This window comes from Glaciihabitans sp. INWT7 (assembly GCF_014217685.1).
Lineage (GTDB): Bacteria > Actinomycetota > Actinomycetes > Actinomycetales > Microbacteriaceae > Lacisediminihabitans.
The window spans coordinates 855,164-873,247 of sequence record NZ_CP043653.1; the positions used below are offsets into that span (position 1 = coordinate 855,164).

Genomic DNA, 18,084 nt, shown 5'->3' on the forward strand with positions numbered 1-18,084 from the left:
AAATATCGGATCCTACGGATTCCTCCTAGTGATGAGCGCGATCGTCATCATTCCCCTGCTCAGCATCCTGTCAGTCGCACTTCAACCCTCAGGAAGTTTCATCGCTGGCCTGACCTGGCCGACCAACCCCCAATGGTCAAACTTTTCGAACGCCTGGACAACCGGATCCTTCGCTACCCTCATGGGGTCATCCGCCATCGTCGCCCTGGGTGTGGTGCCGATTGCAGTAGGTATCTCTGTACTGGCCGGATACGCGTTCGGCATCATGAAATTTCGCGGCTCCAACATCATCTTCTACGCACTCCTCATCGGACTGGTGATGCCCTATGAAGCAACCATCGCACCTCTCTATTACAACCTTCGAGGAGTAGGACTCACCGACAACTACCTGGGCGTCATCCTCCCGGAAATTGCGCTGTTCATCTCCTTCGGAACCTTCTGGATGCGGGCCTTCTTCCTGTCCACCCCTCGCGCTCTCGTAGAAGCAGCGAAGCTAGACGGGGCAACGCCCTTAGGAATTTTGAGCCGCGTACTGCTTCCATTGGCAACACCTGCGATAACCACTCTTGCAGCGTTGTTCTTCATTTGGAGTTGGAATGAATTTCTGCTCGCGCTCGTCATTCTTCAGAGCCCGGAGCTTCAAACCGCGCCCGCAGGTCTCGGTCTATTTGTGGGGCAAAGGTCGACCGATATTCAAGGGCTGGCTGCCGGGGCTTTGATCATCACCATCCCCGTCATCGTCGTGTACATCGTCCTGCAACGGAAAATCATTTCCGGCATGCTCCAGGGAGCCGTGAAGGGGTAACGCGTCGCTGGACCGGAGGTCTAACATCGCGAGGCGCAAATCAAAGGAAACGACGTTTAATGTTGTCAGAGTGCGTACCTAAAGGCGTGTACACCGCGCAACAACTCGATCTTGTGCGGCGTCAAATCTCTTTCTGGGAAACAAACAGTGACACGGCGAGAGGGTCGGCTGACTGGCGGGCTGAGGGAGTCCTCACAGCGCCCAGAGGAGTTCGAGAGGAGTCCGGTGCGCTTGCGGCGGTCGTTGAGACGTGGCATCGATCTTTCCGGGACCTTCACATAGAAATACTCTCCCTCTTCGGCTCCGCCGACGGCGAATGGTTGGCAATTGAATGGACATGGCAAGTCACTAGAAAATCTGACGGGGCCACAGGGACTACTACCGATGCGATCATTGTGGAGCTACACGAAGGCAGAATCGCGAGTTGGCGCGAATATTTCGACACCTTCGGCTCGGTTGAATTCACCTGACGTGCTAGAAACTGTTCCGATTGGTTAACTGAGCGACCCTGTCGATGCCAGTTTTGCGCTTTATCCCATGAGGGGACTGCGGTACAAAGGTGGTGGGACTTGCCGCTGGGGGAGCGGTGTCTGCGACGGCGAACTGGGGCGGGGAGCGGGGTCTGCGATGGCGAAATGGGCCGGGGAGCAACGGAGCGAGAATGAGCTCCAATATCTCCGGATCGACCCGCAACACTAATCTGGTACTACCGGACAGTCCAGCATTCCTAATCCACACAGTTTCGGGAAGCCCCGGGGTGGCCGAGGATGAGAGCGGTCACCGTTGCAGTTGCGGTGCAACTCGTCGCTAGAAAGCCGGAACCGATAACAGGAGGTCATTGTGTTCATTAGCGAACTCGCAGTCCCGGCACGCAAAAACGATATCTCCAACGACCTGGAACACCGAATAATGCAAGCGGCGTGGAGTCCGGGCGACCAACTCCCTTCCGAGCGTCAGTTTTGCATCGCCTACGGTGTGAGCCGACCGGTGATTCGGGAAGTGCTCACCGGTCTGGTTGAACGCGGGTTCATCGATATCCACCCGGGTCGTGGATCATTCGTCCGAGCAGTCGCGGTCGACGACCTCTCGAGCGTGCTTACCCGAGCCGCGACCCGCGCAGGCATCACTGCCCGCGACCTGGTGATTGCCCGAGTTGCTTTGGAGTGCGCAGCTGTCGAATTGGCGGCCCGCCGCACGGAGCGGCCAACCTCCCTCGTCCGGGAGAAACTTGCCACCCATACGCGCGCCGTCAATGTGTCGGAGATGGCTCAGACCGATCTAGAATTCCACGAGAGTATCGTAGCGGCATCAGGCAATCCCGTCCTCATGCTGATGTTTGGTGCTATCCGATCGCAGGTGCATGCACTCATGTTGCGCTCACACAGCGATCCGACAGTGCACAGCTTGGGAGATCCGATCCACCAACACATCGTGGATGCCCTCGCTGACGGACGCGCCGACGAGGCGCGGAGCCTAATGAAGGAACATCTCGAACTCGCGCTCGAACTGTTCGGGCCGGACCTCGACCAACCCATCAGTGATGTCGTGGAAGCCAGGGGACTGAAATCCGCCGCCCCACTTTCGACGGCTGCGACCAAAAATGTCTCGGCATAAAACCATCGACCATTCGGTTGCCCTCCGGCGCCGCTCAGAATCTCGCCGAAGCTCATCCACGACGGAACGATCCCGACCAGCTCCCCAATGTCAGTTTCCGTGTTCGGGCCGGACGGATATCCCATCGCGATGCAGGAGCACCAAAGCGAAGCTAGCTGGTCTGGTCCGTAGATTCGCCGGTGGGGATCGGGTGATCCCCACCGGTGACGCCGCTGGCGCCTGGTCGGCATCGACGGCGTTCAGGCCAGCGTGCCGAGAGTTGATCCGGCATCGACAGTAAGGATGCTGCCGGTCATCGTCGCCGCCGCAGGGGACGCAAGGAACCCGACGGCGTCTGCGATCTGGTCGGCAGTCTGGGGCGCGCCGAGAGGAATAGAGCGTGACGCTCTGGCCGCATACTGCGGCTCGGTCTCGAATTGTGTCTTCGCGAGTCCGGCCATGACGATGCCGGGAGCAACCGAGTTAGAGCGGATGCCGTGCGGTGCCAGTTCCAGTGCCGCTTGTCGCATCAATTGGTCGATCCCGGCTTTGCTGGAACTGTACGCAGCGATTTCGGGCCACGGCCGCGACGCCACCCAGGAGCTGATGAAGATGAGGTGGCCACGACTCGCATCCTTCCGCATCCGGCGCGCTGCGATCTGAGCGGCCAGGAACGAGCCGGTCAGGTTGACGTCGAGCTGAAGTTGCCAGGCCGCATCGTCGATGTCGAGAAAAGGCTGCGCGCTCACCGTTCCAGCACACATCACAGCAAGATCAAGCCGGGGGAGCGTCGCTATCAGGGCAGTGAGAGCCTGGCGCGAGGTGGTGCTGGCCCGGCAGAAAGTGACCGGCGCATTGACGCTGAGAGCGCGAGCCCTGGCCGCACCCGCAGGTTCATCGATGGTGTCGACGATCGTTGTTGTGAAGCCATCAGCCGACAACCGCGCGACGATGGCCCCACCGATATCCCCTGCCCCGCCGGTGACGAGGGCGAACTTCGGTGCAAGATTAGCCATGAGTGTCTCCTTTTCGCCGAGTCCCTGAGAGTTGACGGGTGAGTAAGTCTCTGGCACGATAATACTGGTAATACCAATCAGACCGGATCTCCCGATCTAGATCGGTATTCATTGGTGAATGGTATGGGGAGACAATGACGACCGTTGTAAGCCAGCACCAGACCTACGTTGCCGAGCGAGCCTCGGTGCGGCTCGTTGCGGTGGAAACGGTTCGGATCGCACAGCAGTCGAACGTGCTGTTTGTGCTGGTGCACGCGGCCGATGGCAGCGTCGGTCTCGGCGAGACATTTTACGGGGCTTCAAGCGTGGAGAGCTATATCCATGAAACGGCTTCGCTGGCACTGCCCGGTGTCGGTGACCCATCGCCCGCTGCTGTCGCGCGCCGCCTGGCTAGCTATGTTGGATATTCGGGTTCCGGTGCCGAAGTCCGCGGAAATTCTGCGATCGATATTGCGCTCTGGGACCTGGCGGCCCGCCGTGCCGGGCTTCCCCTCCGCTCGATGCTTGGCGGACCGGTCGTCGACTCGATCGCGGTCTACAACACCTGCGCGGGTAACGATTACGTTCGGGCAGAATCTCGTCAGTCTTCCACCAATTGGGGGGTGAAGCCGGGTTCCGAGAATGAGCGATATGAAGATCTGGCCCGCTTCCTAACCGATCCTGGCGGACTGGCGCGGGACTTGCGGGACGAGGGCTACCAGGGCATGAAGGTCTGGCCATTCGATCTTGCCGCCGAGGATTCGAACGGCGACCACCGGGCCGACCTGCGTTTCGGGCTCAGCGTCCTCGATCGTATCCGCGATGCTGTTGGCTCTGACATGGACCTCTACGTCGAACTGCACTCGCTCTGGCAGCCCAGCGGCGCCGAACGCGTACTGAACGCGATTCGTCCCTACGACGTGACCTGGGCCGAAGACCCGGTGCGGCCCGATCAGTTCGGGGTGCTCGCACGGCTCCGCTCCGCCACCGGTGTGCCGATCGCGGTCGGTGAAAATCTCGGAGCAGGCTACAACTCTTACAAGCCCCTCCTGGATGCGAGCGCGGCCGATGTCGCGATCGTCGACATCGGGTGGAGCGGAGGAATTACCCAGGCGATGAAAACTGCTGCCCTCGCCGAGCAATACGGTGTTCCCATCGCACCCCACGACTGCACCGGTCCGGTGGCCTTGGCAGTCGCCACCCACGTCGTCACTGCGATCCCCAACGGATTCGTGCAAGAGGTGGCTCGCGCCTTTTATCACGGGTGGTACGGGGAAGTCAGCGACGGGATACCTGAGATCACCAAAGGCTTCATCACCCCGTCACCCGCCGCGGGCCATGGTGTCACCCTGCGGCCGGAGATTCTCGCGCACCCCGGCACCCGGCGGCGCCTCACCCGACTTGACCGCTGATGCTCGCGGGGAAGGGTACTCCGATCTTGCTTTCTTCGACGGAGCAGAAGCACTGCAGACAACATGACCTCGTTCCACGGTCGAACGTCTATCTGATCATTAGTCAGACGACCACGCCAGACATTCGAGCAACGGCTTCGCCATCATGCTTTGTTGGTGCCCCATGATTGAGCCCCTTCTCGTCGGCGAACCCTTGCTCGCCGAGATTGCCTCCACCGCCGTTCTTCCGGGGTCGCTCGCGGCGTGGCGGCTCGGCCAGGCTGGCTTCATCTTGAAATTTCCGACAGCGGTCATCGCCATCGACCCCTATTTAGGAAATCACTGCGAGGCGATTCTCGGCTTTCCTTTCGATCATCGCCGTCTCACGAGGAGTCCGCTCGATCCGGCCGAGCTCGACATTCTCGATCTGTTGATTTGTACACATAATCATCCGGATCATCTGGAAGCCCCCACCGTGCGCGCGCTCGGACGCGGAAATGCGAACGCTAGTGTGGTGGCGCCGCCTGCCTGCCGACAGGAACTCGAAGGACTCGGCTGGTCGCCGTCGCGCATCCAGTCGTCAGTTCCGGGCAAACCCATTGTGATCGGTGCTCTGACGGTGACCGGATTCGCTGTGCCGCACGAAGACTTCGAGGACGAAAACGGGAATCCTTATCAGGGTTTTTTGATCAGCGACGGCGAAGTGACTGTGGCGCATCTTGGAGACTTGCTAGACGACATCCGGGTGCGTGAGATCCTATCCGCCGAGCCGATTGATCTGCTGGCCGTGCCGATCAACGGGCGCGACAAGACGCGATCGGGTATGGGATTTGCGGGTAACCTCACCGCGGAGGAGGCCACTGAACTCGCTTGGCACGTCGGTGCAGTAACCACGATCCCGATGCACTACGACATGTTCGCGCAGAATGTGGATTTAGACGCCTTGGCGCGCTTTCGGGTCGCTGCCGTATCGGTCAATCTGACCTTTCAAGTCGCAGAAGTTGGGGAGAAGATTCTCATAACCAGAGCAGCCGGCCGAGCTGAGTGACCTTTTCCAGACAGAACTGTGTGACCGGTGTTGTCGCGTTGAGCCCAGAACACTGGACAGCATTATTAAGCGAGATTGACACGCTGATGGATTGCACTAGTGTTCCTCTCGAGTTCGATTCGGAGAGTGCGCCGCCCGCCCTCACCGATTACAAAGCTCGTCGACGTCGCATCGAAAGGCATCAGGCCGTCGCAGCGCGCTGGTCACAAGAAAGTCGAAGGGGAACATCGTGACTGAGGCTTCTCTTCGTCCTGACGAGGCGACCGCACGCATCCTGAGGCAGAAAGTAGTACCTGTAGTTCGGATGACAAGCGTCGATGCAGCTCAAGAAAACTGCTCGCAGCTCATCGCTGCTGGTCTATCGGTAATCGAGCTGACAACTACGACCCCCGGATGGCGAGAGCTGCTCGGCACTCTGGTGTCGGAGAACCCGACTGCTGTGATCGGTCTGGGTACCGTTACGAACGCCGAGAATGCGGACGCCGCGTGCGAGCTTGGCGCGTCATTTCTAGTGAGTCCGTACCCGGCCCCGGAAGCGCGACGAGTGGCGCGGGATGCCGGCAGGCTTTTCGTCGGCGGCGGTATCACACCGGCCGAAGTTGCAGCGTCAGCCGCCTACGGACTGTGCAAGCTGTTCCCAGCGCATTTGGGTGGAATCGCTTACCTCAAATCGCTGACCGCAATTATGCCCACCGCGATGATCATGCCGACTGGAGGCGTCCGAATCTCTGAAGTTGGCCGCTGGCTTGCCAGTGGGGCCGCCGCCGTGGGTTTGGGTAGCGATCTCTCATCCGCGCCGGACCTCGATGCTGCCATCGGCGAACTGGCTGTGCAGCTGAAGCTGTGCCCCTCATGATTCGTATCGCGGCTGTCGGTGAATGCATGGTTGAGTTCACGCAAAACCCCGACGCAACATTTCGGATGGGCTTTGCAGGGGACACGTACAACACCGCCGTCTATCTCCACCGGGCGGCCCACGGGGGTGCCGAGGTGCATTACGTGACGGCGACGGGGGATGATTGGCTCAGCGAGACGCAACTTACGGCGATGCGATCCGAGGGCCTGATCGTTGATGCGCTCCGCATCGCGAACGCGTCCCCCTCACTCTACTTGGTGAGTACTGACAAGGTAGGGGAGCGTACCTTCACCTATTATCGTGAAGCATCGCCAGTGCGGCGCCTATTTCTTGATGTGCCCCTGCCGTCCGCTGACTCTTTCTTTGCCTCCTTTGACATGGTCTACTTCTCGGCGATCACTCTGCAAATGCTGGCACCGCAGGCACGGGAATTTTTATGGGACGCGCTCGGCGCCGCGCGAGCTTCAGGCACGACCGTCGCTTTTGACAGCAACTATCGCGCGCGCGGGTGGGCGAACGTCACAGAGGCGGTCCAAGCGGTCGACCGATCGATCGCGGTCACAGACATCGCACTTCCCTCGCTATCGGACGAGCAGATGCTTCACTGCGGCTCCACGGGGCAGAGCGTGATCGACCGCTACCGTCAGGGCGGTGTTCGAGAGGTGGTCGTTAAAGACGGGGCGGGCGACTGTCTCGTTTATGCACACGGAAGCACTCACCATTTCCCTACAACGTTGCAAGCGCACCCCGTGGACACCACTGGAGCTGGCGACTCCTTCAACGCTGCCTACCTGCTCGGACGTATCCTTGGCCATTCCGTGGAAAAGTCTGTCGGCAAAGCTCACCGCCTTGCCGGAAGGGTGATCCAGCATCCAGGCGCGATCATATCGCGCAACAAGTCAGGCAAATGAGAACCGATCGTCGGGTCTGTAAGAAATCTTGTGTAATTGGTTCGGCGTGACATCCGCGGCTGGGAGCTGTGGGATGGGAACAATGACGCATGAGCAGAGATATTCAGAAGCATCTTCGCTTTGATCCTGAGACGGGCCGGCCGTTGCCGGCGGAGACCGATTTCGCCGCGTTAGCGGCGGAGCTCGTCGAGTCGGCTAAGGGGCAGGGCATCGAGTTGACTGGGCCGAATGGGCTCCTGACGGGGTTGACCCGGCAGGTGTTGCAGACAGCTCTTGAGGTCGAGATGTCTGACCATCTGGGTTATGACAAGCACGACTTCGACGGCCGCAACGGGCAGAACTCGAGGAACGGGTCGACGCCGAAAACGTTGCGGACCGAGATCGGTGAAGTGACGGTCCAGATTCCGAGGGATCGGCAGGGAACTTTCGAGCCGGCGATCGTGCCGAAATATCAGCGTCGCATCGCGGGCTTCGATGAGGCCGTCGTCTCGCTATATGCGAAAGGGCTCACGACCGGCGATATCCAGGCCCACCTCTCCGACGTGTATGGGCAAGATATCTCCCGGGAGCTGGTGTCGAAAGTCACCGACCGGGTCGTGGCCGACATGGAGGTGTGGCAGGCAAGGCCCCTGGATCCGGTGTATCCAGTGATCCTCATCGACGCGATCGTGATGAAGGTTCGGGATGGGCAGGTCGGCAACCGACCCGTGTATGTGGCGCTCGGAATCGATCTTGATGGCCATCGCGACGTGCTGGGCATGTGGGTTGGACCGACCGGTGGTGAGGGATCGAAGCAATGGATGAACATGCTCACCGAGCTGAAGAACCGCGGCGTCGCCGATGTCCTGTTCGTCTGTTGTGACGGGCTGAAGGGCCTGCCGGACTCGATCCTCGCGACCTGGCCGATGGCGACCGTTCAAACCTGTGTCGTGCATTTGGTGCGCAACAGCCTGCGGTTCGCGTCCAGGAAGTATTGGAAACCGATCGCGGAGAGGTTGAAGCAGGTCTACCAGGCGCCGACGGTGAAGGCGGCAGAGCAACGCTTCGACGAGTTTGCGAAGGAATGGGAACCCATCTACCCGGCGATGATCGCGATGTGGCGGCGGTCGTGGGGTGAGTTCACCCCGTTTCTCGACTACCCGTTAGAGATCAGGAAGCTCATCTATACGACAAACGGGATCGAGTCGTTGAACGCGAGATTCAGAGCCGCGACCAGGCGTCGCGGCCACTTCCCCAACGAACAATCCGCACTGAAAGTGATGTATCTCGCGATCATCGAACGACGCCACAACCGGGCCAATCCGACAGGCGAGATCAACGGGTGGAAAGCTATTCTTAACACCCTCGCAATGACCTACGGCGACCGCCTAGGACTCAACTAGCCGATGACCAGTTACACAAGAAATCTGACAGACCCCCGCTAGCGGTGCTGCTCCGCGAGGGATTCCGGTGGTTCATGGATCAGCTGAACGACGACGCGGCCGTGGTCGGTGAACGCCGTCTCAGCCCAGCGGCCGCGATCGTTCTCTCCCACCTCGATCCCGCCGGCAGCCGACCCGCCGATGTCGCTCGATCGATGGGAGTCAGCCGTCAACACGTGCACACCGTCGTTCGTGAGCTCACCGACGCGGGAGTGGTGAACACCGTGCCGGACCCAGTCTCACGCCGCGATCGATTGGTCGTGCTGACCGCCCATGGCAACGCGCGCCGTCTACGCGCGGTCGCCCGACTCGCGGCCCTCGAGGCCGAAGTCGGACAAACCATTGGCCTGCCCGACCTTGACCGTCTCCACTACATCCTGACCCGACTCTGGGGTCCCGGTCGGACCCCAGATCCCCTGCCACATGACGCGGGAGAGCGCGATAAGGGGTCGCGCCATGAGTAGCAGGGCTGATGCTTCGGTGCGGTTACTTACCCCAGCTCGCCCTCCCACTGGACGTCGCATATCGACTTCTCCACACACAATCCACCTGAACGGCAAGTCCGCCCAATAGCCCGAAACAAGATATGGAGCACATTGTGACAAGCAAGGATTTCAGCCTCGCGACGGAACTTTCACAGCTGAAAGCTGCTGCCGGCGACATCCAGACCGTCTCAGAGGTCGTCCTCTACGAGCGACAGGCGCGCGACCACGGCTGGTGGGATCAGATGAGCGCTAGTTATTGGCCCGACGGCAACGTCTCGCTCCAGTGGTATGACGGTGAGCCAGCCGGATTCATCACCGGTTCACAGCGCATGCACGACGCGGGGTCTCGTCCGCTCCACCACATGTACGCACCAGTGGCCCACGTCAATGGGACGCGTGCGCACGTCGAGGCCGGGGCTGAGACCTGGTCGCAAGGCGAAATTAACGGCATCAGCTGCAACTTCGACGCTCACGTTCGACTCAACTATCGGCTTGAGCGACGCGGAGAAGAATGGCGAATCTTGAAATTCAACGCGATCTATGAGTACTCGAGCGTCTCGCCCGTGGTCCCCGGTGTGTCAATATCGATCCCCGCCGAGGAGCTCGCCGGATTCCGCAGTTCCTATGCGATCTTCGCCTGGTACATGACCAACCAAGGCCTAGCCGCAGATCAGAATCAACTTGGTATCGATCGGCCGGAAGAACTCGATAAGTTCTACGCGGACCTCAAGGAGTGGCTGAACGCCTGAGGCCAACCGGAACATCATCGAGCGGACTCCGGGACCTCAAGAATTGGCGGGCCTCTCCACCCCTTCCACCGAGCACCCAACTTGGATACGACGACCAACTCATCGAAATCGAAGCTGTCACCGCGACGCGAGCGTCCCTCTGACGTTCCGCTTGCGGGCTCTCCTCGAGGTCCAGATGCGGCCCTCAATCCGTGTGCGGGAGCTCCGCGAAATAGTGCATGCTTACCTTCCCGCTCACGGTCGCAGTAGTGCCCCATAAAGTGGTGTAACTCCTGGTGGCCGGCTCGTCGCGAGACGTAAGCGCGGTCACCGTGTGAGACCTTCGAGAAGTCTCTTACCTCTACTCGAAAGGCATCATCACGATGACCGCTCCACATATTGTCGACCCTGCACGCCTTCTTGGCGAAGCCCTCACCGATGCGTCCCCCGATCTGATGCGCAGCCTGCTGCAAACCATGATCAATGCGCTGCTCTCGGCGGATGCCGACGCGGTGATTGGTGCCGAGTGGGGCAAGGCCAGCCCCGATCGCACCGCCCAACGGAACGGTTACCGGCATCGTGACCTCGATACCCGGGCCGGGACGATCGACGTCGCTATCCCGAAGCTACGCTCGGGAACGTATTTCCCGGAATGGCTCCTCGAGCGCCGCAAACGGGCCGAGACTGCGCTGATCACGGTCGTCGCGGACTGCTACCTCGCCGGCGTTTCGACCCGCCGCATGGACAAGCTCGTCAAGACGCTCGGGATCCACTCGTTATCGAAATCGCAGGTGTCTCGGATGGCCGCGGAGCTCGACGAGCACGTGAACGAGTTCCGTCACCGTCCGTTGGGGGATGCGGGCCCGTTCACGTTCGTCGCCGCCGACGCGTTGACCATGAAGGTCCGGGAGGGTGGCCGGGTCATCAACGCGGTCGTGCTCGTCGCGACCGGGGTCAACGCCGACGGGCGCCGCGAAGTCCTCGGCCTCAAAGTCGCCACCTCGGAGACCGGCCCGGCATGGAACACGTTCTTCGCCGATCTCGTTGCACGCGGCCTGACCGGAGTCCGACTCGTCACCTCCGACGCCCACCGCGGCCTGGTCGAAGCGATCGCTGCGAACCTGCCCGGAGCGAGCTGGCAACGCTGCCGCACCCACTACGCCGCGAACCTGATGAGTGTGACCCCGAAGAGTCTTTGGCCGGCCGTGAAAGCGATGCTCCACTCCGTTTACGACCAACCCGACGCTGACGCCGTTCACGCCCAATTCGACCGGCTCTTGGACTACGTCGACGGGAAACTCCCCGACGCCCACGAACACCTCGACAACGCCAGAGCGGACATCCTCGCGTTCACCACCTTCCCCGAAGGACTCTGGCAGCAGATCTGGTCGAACAACCCCAACGAGCGCCTCAACAGAGAAATCCGTCGCCGCACCGACAGCGTTGGGATCTTCCCCAACAGAGACGCGATCACCCGCCTCGTCGGCGCCGTCCTCGCCGAACAGACCGATGAATGGGCCGAAGGCCGCCGCTACCTCGGCCTCGACATCCTCGCCAAATCCCGCCTCACCCTCGTCCCCGACACCGGAAGCGAGGTGACCGAACCAGAACTGGCCCTCAGCGCATAATCCTTAGCTCGAAGGAAAACCGGCTACACCACTACCTGGGACTTGACCACGGTCGCCAACTGGCGAAGGCTGGGGACTGTGTATTAAACGGTGTTTCCGGCCTGACGCGCTGAACGAAGTTTCAGCGGGGAAGGTGCCGTGATGATGACGACACTTGATGATGTGAAATCGAAGAAATCTGAGCCGTCTGCTGAGGAGGCTGCGGCGGTCGAGCTGGTGCGTCTGGCGAGGGAGCAGGGCTTGTCCCTGACCGGGCCCGACGGGTTGCTGAAGCAATTCACCAAGACCGTGCTGGAAACGGCGTTGAATGAGGAAATGACCGAACACCTCGGTCACGACAAGAACCGGGCAGAGCCCGAACGTGAGTCCTCGAACGTTCGCAACGGAACAAGACCCAAGACGGTGTTGACCGAGGCGACCGGGCATGTCCAAATCGATGTGCCGAGGGATCGGGACGGAACTTTTGAGCCCGTCATTGTGCGGAAACGCCAACGGCGCCTGACCGGGGTCGACGAGATGGTCCTCTCGCTGTATGCCCACGGGTTAACGACCGGGGAGATCAGTGCGCACTTCGCGCAGATCTATGACGCCCAGGTATCGAAGGAGACGATCTCCAGGATCACCGACAAGGTGTCGGAGGAGATGAACGAATGGTCTCACCGTCCGCTGGACGGCGTCTACGCGGCGATCTTCATCGATGCCATCGTGGTGAAGATTCGTGACGGGCAAGTAGCCAACAGGCCCATCTATGCGGCGATCGGGGTGAGCCTGGAGGGTGAGAAGGAGGTTCTGGGCTTGTGGGCTGGAACCGGGGGTGAGGGGGCGAAGTTCTGGATGAGTGTCCTGACGGACATCAAGAACCGGGGCGTGACGGACACCTTCTTCCTCGTCTGCGACGGGCTGAAAGGCCTGCCAGATGTTGTCTCAAATGTGTGGCCGTTGACGACGGTGCAGACCTGCATCATCCATCTGATCCGCAACACCTTCAAACTCGCGTCGAAGAAAGACTGGGACGCCCTCAAACGGGATGTGAAGCCGATCTATACGGCACCGAACCCGACGGCCGCGCGGACGGCGCTCGAGGAGCTGACCCAGAAATGGGGCAAACGATACGGTGCCATCACCAGATTGTGGGAGTCCGCGTGGGAGGAGTTCATCCCGTTCCTGGACTACGACGAAGAAATTCGCCGCGTGATCTGCAGCACCAACGCGATCGAATCCCTGAACGCCCGATACCGGCGGGCGGTGCGAGCACGCGGTCATTTCCCCACCGAGCAGGCCGCGCTGAAGTGCCTGTATCTTGTCACCAGATCACTCGACCCGACAGGCGCGGGACGAGCCCGATGGACGATGCGCTGGAAGCCCGCGCTGAACGCGTTCGCCATCACCTTCCAAGACCGCTGGCCGGCCGCGGAAACCTACTAAATGAAAACCGCCGGAAACACCGTTAACGAGACAGACCCGAAGGCTGCAGTGCGAGGTCGTTCGCGGTCTTAAGCGCGGTCGTGGAGGGTTACCTGGTAGCCGTCGAGGTCGGCGAAAGTAAACGTGTGACCAAATGGGCCGTCGATCGGAGCCGAAACGATGGTGTGGCCGTCGGCGACGAGAGCGTCATGAATGGCCTGGACGTCGGTGGCGTGGAGCCAGATCGCCGCGCCGATGCCCGGCTGACCGACAGATGCCAGATCGGTGCCGGGAACGACGTCTCGCAGTGCGAACGCGATTGGCGTCGTCTCGAAGACGACGGCATGAGGAGGGCCCGCCTGCGAGCGGACGAGGCCGAGGTATTTCTCGTAGAACCCCTGCGACGCGTCGAGGTCGCGAGTCTGGAGGGAGATGAAGTCGGGGCCGGTGGCGGGCATGGTGATGCTCCTTCAAGATCTGCAAATTGCGCTGCGTGTCAGTTTTCTGACACGTGACAATCTATGTCAGAATTCTGACGTGAGTCAAGACGGAGCCGGTATCGACCTGGAAACATCACTGGGCTACCTACTCAAGGAGGCCTCCAGCGCTCTTCGCACTGCGATGGAGGCAGTGCTGCGGCCGCTCGGGATGACCGTGACACACTATTCCTGCCTCGAGTTGCTCGCACAACGCCCGGGCTTATCGAATTCCGACCTCGCGCGAGGAGCGTTCGTGACCCGGCAGTCGATGAGCGTGCTTCTGCAAGCCTTGGAACGAGACGGCTATGTGACCAGGCCGGCGGAGGCGCCAACTGGGAAAGTCCTTCCCACACGGCTCACGCCCCGCGGTCGACGGAGCCTGGCGAGGGCGACGGTTGCTGTCCGATCCGTCGAGGCCAGGATGCTGGGCGGCATGATGCAGGACGAGCAGTCGGATGCGTTCAGGGTCCTGCAGAGCATGATCCACTCCTTGCGCGGCAACAACGAGGGTGCGTAAATCGCTCAGGTTCGCAAACTGAGGTCGAGCTATTCGACGAGCGGTGAAGGTTCCGCTTCTGACACACCAGGAGCTTCGGGAAGCAACAGCAGGTTTTGCTCTCGAACTGCGTCGGTGAGGGTCCCGCTTAGGGTCAGGCTGCAGGGGGTTGCAGCGAGAGCGAACCCGGTGGATCGTTCAATCATGTTCATTGATGACAACAGTCCGAATGGGGAGCAGGAGCCTCGACGCTTTAGGCGGTACAAGTACGGTGTTGGTGGTTCCCGACTCGTTCTGCCGGTTGTTGCGTTCCTCGTGGGGCTCATCCTTGTCGTGAGAAACGTGGGAGCACTCACAGGCGGGGTGTCCCGCGAACCGATCATGTTTTTCATCGGGCTTGGGCTCGTCGCCGTCGGCATAGTGATGTTCCTCGTCGGGCTTTGGGAGGGAAAACGCGGGCTGTAGATTTGCCTCCTCACTTCGTCGGGAGCCGCGACCGCGTGTCGGCCGTTTGGGAATACTCGCGAAAGTTCCCCGTCCACTTGCCGTTCCCGCTACGGGCCTATTTGAGGGAATCATTTCAGGAGGTTCTGCTGAGCCAACCGTCAAGGACGAGCGTCAGCGCTGGGAATGCGAAGAGCGCAAATAGCAGGAGGCCAGCCAAGAGACGCGACCGCCCGACGATCAAAACTACGAAGTCGAGAATTACGGCGAGTATCCAAATGGTGCTCGATAGCGCAATAACGACTGAGACGTTGCCCAATCCTCCTGGCAAAGGTCCGCAGTAGACGTCGCAGTTGCTGTTGTCCGTCGTATCTCCTAGGGCCCAGATTAGGACCCAGGCGGCGACGATGGCGACTGCAGAGACAATGATTGCAACCTGTTCGCGAGAGCCGAGTTTTGAACGCATTTTCGACGGTTTTCGTATTGCCACTCTCGGAGAGTAAGCCCAGGAACGCCCTCTCGAAGGAGTTCGCGCGCAAAGACCTTCGCGGGTCTCGCTGGACGAGCGCTCCCACCATGACAACGTGTCGTTCATCGTTCGGCTTCCAGACTCGGTCGGACAATTTCTTTTTGAAGCCACCTCCGGGTCGCTGGAGGTTGATCATGCCTAAAGCGACTTACCCCTTACGCCTGGCCACCTGTGCGCTCATTCGGGCCGCGATGGCGCGGTTTTCAGAAGGTCGGTGATTAGCGAGGTCATGTCGATGGGCTGTGTAGGGGGTAGCTCGATTGCGCTGGGATCAATGATGGACATGGTTGACTCCTTTGACGTCGGTTCCGATGTTGGCGCTGTCAGGGGGTGCCGATTAGGGCTGCTTGCGCGTTCTGGAGTGCTTCCTCGTTGAATTTTTTAGACGGCTGGAGCGCCATCGTGTTGGTGAGCAGAGCTTGTTGGGCGAGCCTCGCGTTGACGGTGTTCGCTCGGCTGATGAAGTTGGTGGACTTCTTGCAGGAGATATCGGTCAGTGCCTGCTGTATTTCTGATTTGGATGCGGGTCCCGCTGCGCGGGTTGGGGCATCGTTGAGCGGGTCGAACATGCGGTACCCGTGGGCGGCCATGCAGTTCGACCAGTCGGATTTGGCCCGAGTGGTTTCGGGGTCGGTCCAGGCTTCGGCCCATGCGGTTACGTCGAGTTCGAAGCCGAGGCTGGCTTGGCCCTGCGGACGTCCCGTGATCTCACCCGTAATCGCCTTGCGGGCGTTTCCGAGACACCCACCAGCCGGGATCTGCTTTCCTCGCGCTGTGCCTGGCGATTGGGTGTCGCTGACTTGTGCCGGGTTCTGTCCGCGCCTCAGCCCCAAGTAGATGAGCCGGAATTCGTCCGTTGTCTCCTCGGGGGGATCCGGGACGAGTGGAATCGTCGCCGGCAAATATCCATACTGAGCGGCCACTATGGGGTCGGTGATTCCGTAGAGGCGGCTGTCTCCCTCAACAAAGCTCGCGGCAAGGTCGTTGTAATTTGCTGGCTTGACAGTGAAGTTGCCGAAGTGCTTCATGCAGTGCGTGCTGAGAACATCCACCGCACGCTGAACGGTGATGAGGACGGTGGGGTCCTGAGCGTAGGCGGCGAGTGGATCAGCGAGTTGGTGCGTCGCCAACAGCGACGCGTTGCTTTCTCGGAGTGGAGCATCGGGTTTCGGTGGGACCGGCGCGCATCCGGAAAGTGCAATCAGTAGACCGATTCCGGCCGCGATTACTGATTTGCGGCGCAGTGATATGAGCATGATCTAACCTCCGTGTGAGATGTGGTGGGACGATTTTGCTTCGGCGGTCTAGGGCGAGGGCGGCTGCTCTATTCGGTGCAGTCTCCGAAGGACGACTGCGATGAGTGCTGTGAATATCAATGGCAGGAGCACAGTGCCGATGATCAAGACAGCGGGAATCGAAATGATCACGGAGGCTTTCCAGAGCAGCGTTCCGAAGTTGGCGCTCAGACTTGAGGAACCTGCGAGGAGAAACCAATTCAATGACCATGCCGATATAGCGAGAAGTCCAACGCCAGCGGCTCGCGTTGCTGTGCGAAGTAGTAGGCCGAGCGCGACGAAGGCCAATACGGAACTGGCGAGGATCGGGAAGCTAGCTCCTGGTTGGGCATTGATCGAGAGGTTGGTTGCTGCTCGCTCCGCAGCGACCAGACCAATTGTTGTCACGAACGTCGCAGCCGCGTACAACACCCACGACAGGCGATGTGTCGACCGTCTTTCCTGTGGCGTCATCGTGGTCGAGCGGAACGCTCTGAACCGACGCATCTCCTGGTCGCGCCACAGCAGGTCTTGAAACGCTCCGCGGATCGCGCGGCTCCGAATTGATCTCGCCACCTCCACTTCCGATCCAGGGTCGGCCGTCATGGTGGCGGACTGCTCCCACAGATCAGAAACAATTTCGTCTCGCCTCACAGCGGAGATCTCCGGGGGAAGCCCTCCCGTGTAGACGTCAACCCACCGTGCGACGAAGCTCATAGCAGCATCAATTCGCCTGCGAGCACTCATGCGAGCGACGTCCTCGACTTCGGCGACAGAACCTCGACAGGCGCTCGTCTCTGCTCGAGGGCAAGGGCCCCGGCACCCGTCACCGTGTAGAGCCGACGCCGGGGCCGACCGGCGAGTTCAGCCTTTTCCGGCGCTTCCCACGAGGCCTCCAACAAGCCGGCTTCCGCCATTCGCGATAAGGCTTTGTATAGGGTGCCGTGCGAGGTCAGCCCCCGGCTGCCTCCCGCGTTCGAAAGCGCCTCCGCCAGAGCGAAACCGTAGAAGGAACCCTCAGCGGCTTGAACATCCAGACCGGCTGACAATATTTCGTATTCGAACGCAAGGATCGTCCCTGATTTTCTCCTAGCCATGGTAAAAGAATAGGAAGATAGCTTCCTTAAGTCAACCTATGTCTCGACGCTTATGCGAAGGGTGGGTGCCGATCGGTGGGCGGGGTGCCCTTGGTATTCATGAACGGATTCCAAGTCCCTGTGCATCGGCATGCCGGGTCATTTGATCGGGGGGTTTTCGCTTGCTTTCCAGGCTGCTTGAAGTGCGAGAATCGTACGGTCGAGGTCGAGGTGGCGTGCGCGAGCTGTTTCTACGAAGTCGATTGCTGAGTCAAGCACTTCTGGGAAGTTGTCTGCTTGCACGCTGACTTTGGTACCAGCGCGCCCCCCGGTGGTCACGAGTCCTTCGGATTCGAGCATCGCGTATGCACGTGCGACGGTTCCCGGGGCGACTCGAAGGTCGGTCGCGAGTTGGCGGACAGGTGGGAGTCGTACTTCGGACGGGAGCGTTCCGAGGAAGATCAAGGTCGCAAGTTGCGAGCGGATCTGCTCGAACGCGGGCATCGGGCTCGTGTCATCTA

Annotated in this window: 21 protein-coding genes; 14 read left to right on the forward strand and 7 right to left on the reverse strand. The window is 60.5% G+C overall.

The genetic code is table 11. The features are described from left to right. The first annotated feature begins 31 nt into the window (after nucleotides 1-31). From F1C58_RS04240 to F1C58_RS04250, 3 genes are all read left to right on the forward strand, one after another. On the forward strand, nucleotides 32-805 hold the full coding sequence (locus F1C58_RS04240) for a carbohydrate ABC transporter permease (RefSeq protein WP_219732031.1): 774 nt from the start codon (nucleotides 32-34) through the stop codon (nucleotides 803-805). 59 nt (nucleotides 806-864) lie between these two features. Continuing rightward, nucleotides 865-1,275: a nuclear transport factor 2 family protein gene (locus tag F1C58_RS17075; RefSeq protein WP_370543688.1), complete on the forward strand. Its 411-nt coding sequence runs from the start codon at nucleotides 865-867 to the stop codon at nucleotides 1,273-1,275. Nucleotides 1,276-1,645: 370 nt separating this feature from the next. Continuing rightward, nucleotides 1,646-2,419, forward strand: coding sequence for a FadR/GntR family transcriptional regulator (locus F1C58_RS04250; RefSeq protein WP_185202862.1), 774 nt, complete (start codon nucleotides 1,646-1,648; stop codon nucleotides 2,417-2,419). Nucleotides 2,420-2,658: 239 nt separating this feature from the next. Here F1C58_RS04250 and F1C58_RS04255 read toward each other — a convergent pair whose 3' ends face one another. Then, a complete protein-coding gene (locus F1C58_RS04255; protein WP_219732032.1) occupies nucleotides 2,659-3,414 on the reverse strand; it encodes an SDR family NAD(P)-dependent oxidoreductase in 756 nt (251 codons plus the stop codon). Between the two features lie 134 nt (nucleotides 3,415-3,548). On the opposite strand from F1C58_RS04255, the gene F1C58_RS04260 reads away from it, so the two are divergent. From F1C58_RS04260 to F1C58_RS04280, 5 genes are all read left to right on the forward strand, one after another. After that, entirely contained in the window at nucleotides 3,549-4,805 is a 1,257-nt protein-coding gene (locus F1C58_RS04260; protein ID WP_185202866.1) for a mandelate racemase/muconate lactonizing enzyme family protein, read from the forward strand. Between the two features lie 163 nt (nucleotides 4,806-4,968). Continuing rightward, nucleotides 4,969-5,832 (forward strand): MBL fold metallo-hydrolase, encoded by an 864-nt coding sequence (locus F1C58_RS04265; RefSeq protein ID WP_185202868.1) that lies wholly within the window; start codon nucleotides 4,969-4,971, stop codon nucleotides 5,830-5,832. A gap of 229 nt (nucleotides 5,833-6,061) precedes the next feature. Continuing rightward, nucleotides 6,062-6,688 carry a bifunctional 4-hydroxy-2-oxoglutarate aldolase/2-dehydro-3-deoxy-phosphogluconate aldolase gene (locus F1C58_RS04270; RefSeq protein WP_219732033.1) on the forward strand — a complete coding sequence of 209 codons (627 nt, stop codon included), beginning with the start codon at nucleotides 6,062-6,064 and terminating at the stop codon, nucleotides 6,686-6,688. Nucleotides 6,689-6,714: 26 nt separating this feature from the next. After that, on the forward strand, nucleotides 6,715-7,599 hold the full coding sequence (locus F1C58_RS04275) for a sugar kinase (RefSeq protein WP_185202871.1): 885 nt from the start codon (nucleotides 6,715-6,717) through the stop codon (nucleotides 7,597-7,599). An 89-nt stretch (nucleotides 7,600-7,688) separates the two neighbouring features. Beyond that, nucleotides 7,689-8,981, forward strand: coding sequence for an IS256 family transposase (locus F1C58_RS04280; protein ID WP_185201280.1), 1,293 nt, complete (start codon nucleotides 7,689-7,691; stop codon nucleotides 8,979-8,981). A 38-nt stretch (nucleotides 8,982-9,019) separates the two neighbouring features. On the opposite strand, the gene F1C58_RS16945 is transcribed toward F1C58_RS04280, so the two are convergent. Beyond that, nucleotides 9,020-9,196 carry a hypothetical protein gene (locus F1C58_RS16945; protein ID WP_255461256.1) on the reverse strand — a complete coding sequence of 59 codons (177 nt, stop codon included), beginning with the start codon at nucleotides 9,194-9,196 and terminating at the stop codon, nucleotides 9,020-9,022. On the opposite strand from F1C58_RS16945, the gene F1C58_RS17080 reads away from it, so the two are divergent. The 4 genes from F1C58_RS17080 (at nucleotide 9,119) to F1C58_RS04300 (ending at nucleotide 13,286) form a co-directional block, all read left to right on the forward strand. Further along, nucleotides 9,119-9,484 (forward strand): MarR family winged helix-turn-helix transcriptional regulator, encoded by a 366-nt coding sequence (locus F1C58_RS17080; protein WP_370543699.1) that lies wholly within the window; start codon nucleotides 9,119-9,121, stop codon nucleotides 9,482-9,484. The two genes, F1C58_RS16945 and F1C58_RS17080, sit on opposite strands and share 78 nt — an antisense overlap. A gap of 134 nt (nucleotides 9,485-9,618) precedes the next feature. Continuing rightward, nucleotides 9,619-10,254 carry a nuclear transport factor 2 family protein gene (locus F1C58_RS04290; RefSeq protein ID WP_185202875.1) on the forward strand — a complete coding sequence of 212 codons (636 nt, stop codon included), beginning with the start codon at nucleotides 9,619-9,621 and terminating at the stop codon, nucleotides 10,252-10,254. Between the two features lie 362 nt (nucleotides 10,255-10,616). Further along, the gene (locus F1C58_RS04295; RefSeq protein WP_185202876.1) at nucleotides 10,617-11,861 is read left to right on the forward strand and encodes an IS256 family transposase; all 1,245 of its coding nucleotides are present in this window, start codon (nucleotides 10,617-10,619) and stop codon (nucleotides 11,859-11,861) included. 141 nt (nucleotides 11,862-12,002) lie between these two features. Beyond that, a complete protein-coding gene (locus tag F1C58_RS04300) occupies nucleotides 12,003-13,286 on the forward strand; it encodes an IS256 family transposase (protein WP_185201281.1) in 1,284 nt (427 codons plus the stop codon). Between the two features lie 68 nt (nucleotides 13,287-13,354). On the opposite strand, the gene F1C58_RS04305 is transcribed toward F1C58_RS04300, so the two are convergent. Then, nucleotides 13,355-13,723: a VOC family protein gene (locus F1C58_RS04305; protein ID WP_185202878.1), complete on the reverse strand. Its 369-nt coding sequence runs from the start codon at nucleotides 13,721-13,723 to the stop codon at nucleotides 13,355-13,357. 79 nt (nucleotides 13,724-13,802) lie between these two features. On the opposite strand from F1C58_RS04305, the gene F1C58_RS04310 reads away from it, so the two are divergent. Continuing rightward, nucleotides 13,803-14,261, forward strand: a complete 459-nt coding sequence (locus tag F1C58_RS04310; protein WP_185202880.1) for a MarR family winged helix-turn-helix transcriptional regulator — start codon at nucleotides 13,803-13,805, stop codon at nucleotides 14,259-14,261. A 183-nt stretch (nucleotides 14,262-14,444) separates the two neighbouring features. Then, entirely contained in the window at nucleotides 14,445-14,705 is a 261-nt protein-coding gene (locus F1C58_RS04315) for a hypothetical protein (RefSeq protein ID WP_185202882.1), read from the forward strand. Nucleotides 14,706-15,536: 831 nt separating this feature from the next. Here F1C58_RS04315 and F1C58_RS04320 read toward each other — a convergent pair. The 4 genes from F1C58_RS04320 to F1C58_RS04335 form a co-directional block, all read right to left on the reverse strand. Next, entirely contained in the window at nucleotides 15,537-16,469 is a 933-nt protein-coding gene (locus tag F1C58_RS04320; protein ID WP_185202884.1) for a hypothetical protein, read from the reverse strand. Nucleotides 16,470-16,517: 48 nt separating this feature from the next. Continuing rightward, a complete protein-coding gene (locus tag F1C58_RS04325; RefSeq protein WP_185202886.1) occupies nucleotides 16,518-17,204 on the reverse strand; it encodes a hypothetical protein in 687 nt (228 codons plus the stop codon). Between the two features lie 26 nt (nucleotides 17,205-17,230). Beyond that, nucleotides 17,231-17,584, reverse strand: coding sequence for a PadR family transcriptional regulator (locus F1C58_RS04330; RefSeq protein ID WP_185202888.1), 354 nt, complete (start codon nucleotides 17,582-17,584; stop codon nucleotides 17,231-17,233). A 138-nt stretch (nucleotides 17,585-17,722) separates the two neighbouring features. Next, nucleotides 17,723-18,067: a GntR family transcriptional regulator gene (locus F1C58_RS04335; protein ID WP_185202890.1), complete on the reverse strand. Its 345-nt coding sequence runs from the start codon at nucleotides 18,065-18,067 to the stop codon at nucleotides 17,723-17,725. Nucleotides 18,068-18,084 lie beyond the last annotated feature (17 nt).

What these genes read in the sequence shown, in the direction of transcription:
- F1C58_RS04240 (WP_219732031.1), top strand. Translation starts at nt 32, where the DNA reads ATGAGCGCGATCGTCATCATTCCCCTGCTCAGCATCCTGTCAGTCGCA.
- F1C58_RS17075 (WP_370543688.1), top strand. Translation starts at nt 865, where the DNA reads ATGTTGTCAGAGTGCGTACCTAAAGGCGTGTACACCGCGCAACAACTC.
- F1C58_RS04255 (WP_219732032.1), bottom strand. Translation starts at nt 3,414, where the DNA reads ATGGCTAATCTTGCACCGAAGTTCGCCCTCGTCACCGGCGGGGCAGGG.
- F1C58_RS04260 (WP_185202866.1), top strand. Translation starts at nt 3,549, where the DNA reads ATGACGACCGTTGTAAGCCAGCACCAGACCTACGTTGCCGAGCGAGCC.
- F1C58_RS04265 (WP_185202868.1), top strand. Translation starts at nt 4,969, where the DNA reads ATGATTGAGCCCCTTCTCGTCGGCGAACCCTTGCTCGCCGAGATTGCC.
- F1C58_RS04275 (WP_185202871.1), top strand. Translation starts at nt 6,715, where the DNA reads ATGGTTGAGTTCACGCAAAACCCCGACGCAACATTTCGGATGGGCTTT.
- F1C58_RS04280 (WP_185201280.1), top strand. Translation starts at nt 7,689, where the DNA reads ATGAGCAGAGATATTCAGAAGCATCTTCGCTTTGATCCTGAGACGGGC.
- F1C58_RS04295 (WP_185202876.1), top strand. Translation starts at nt 10,617, where the DNA reads ATGACCGCTCCACATATTGTCGACCCTGCACGCCTTCTTGGCGAAGCC.
- F1C58_RS04300 (WP_185201281.1), top strand. Translation starts at nt 12,003, where the DNA reads ATGATGACGACACTTGATGATGTGAAATCGAAGAAATCTGAGCCGTCT.
- F1C58_RS04305 (WP_185202878.1), bottom strand. Translation starts at nt 13,723, where the DNA reads ATGCCCGCCACCGGCCCCGACTTCATCTCCCTCCAGACTCGCGACCTC.
- F1C58_RS04315 (WP_185202882.1), top strand. Translation starts at nt 14,445, where the DNA reads ATGTTCATTGATGACAACAGTCCGAATGGGGAGCAGGAGCCTCGACGC.
- F1C58_RS04320 (WP_185202884.1), bottom strand. Translation starts at nt 16,469, where the DNA reads ATGCTCATATCACTGCGCCGCAAATCAGTAATCGCGGCCGGAATCGGT.
- F1C58_RS04325 (WP_185202886.1), bottom strand. Translation starts at nt 17,204, where the DNA reads ATGAGCTTCGTCGCACGGTGGGTTGACGTCTACACGGGAGGGCTTCCC.
- F1C58_RS04330 (WP_185202888.1), bottom strand. Translation starts at nt 17,584, where the DNA reads ATGGCTAGGAGAAAATCAGGGACGATCCTTGCGTTCGAATACGAAATA.
- F1C58_RS04335 (WP_185202890.1), bottom strand. Translation starts at nt 18,067, where the DNA reads ATGCCCGCGTTCGAGCAGATCCGCTCGCAACTTGCGACCTTGATCTTC.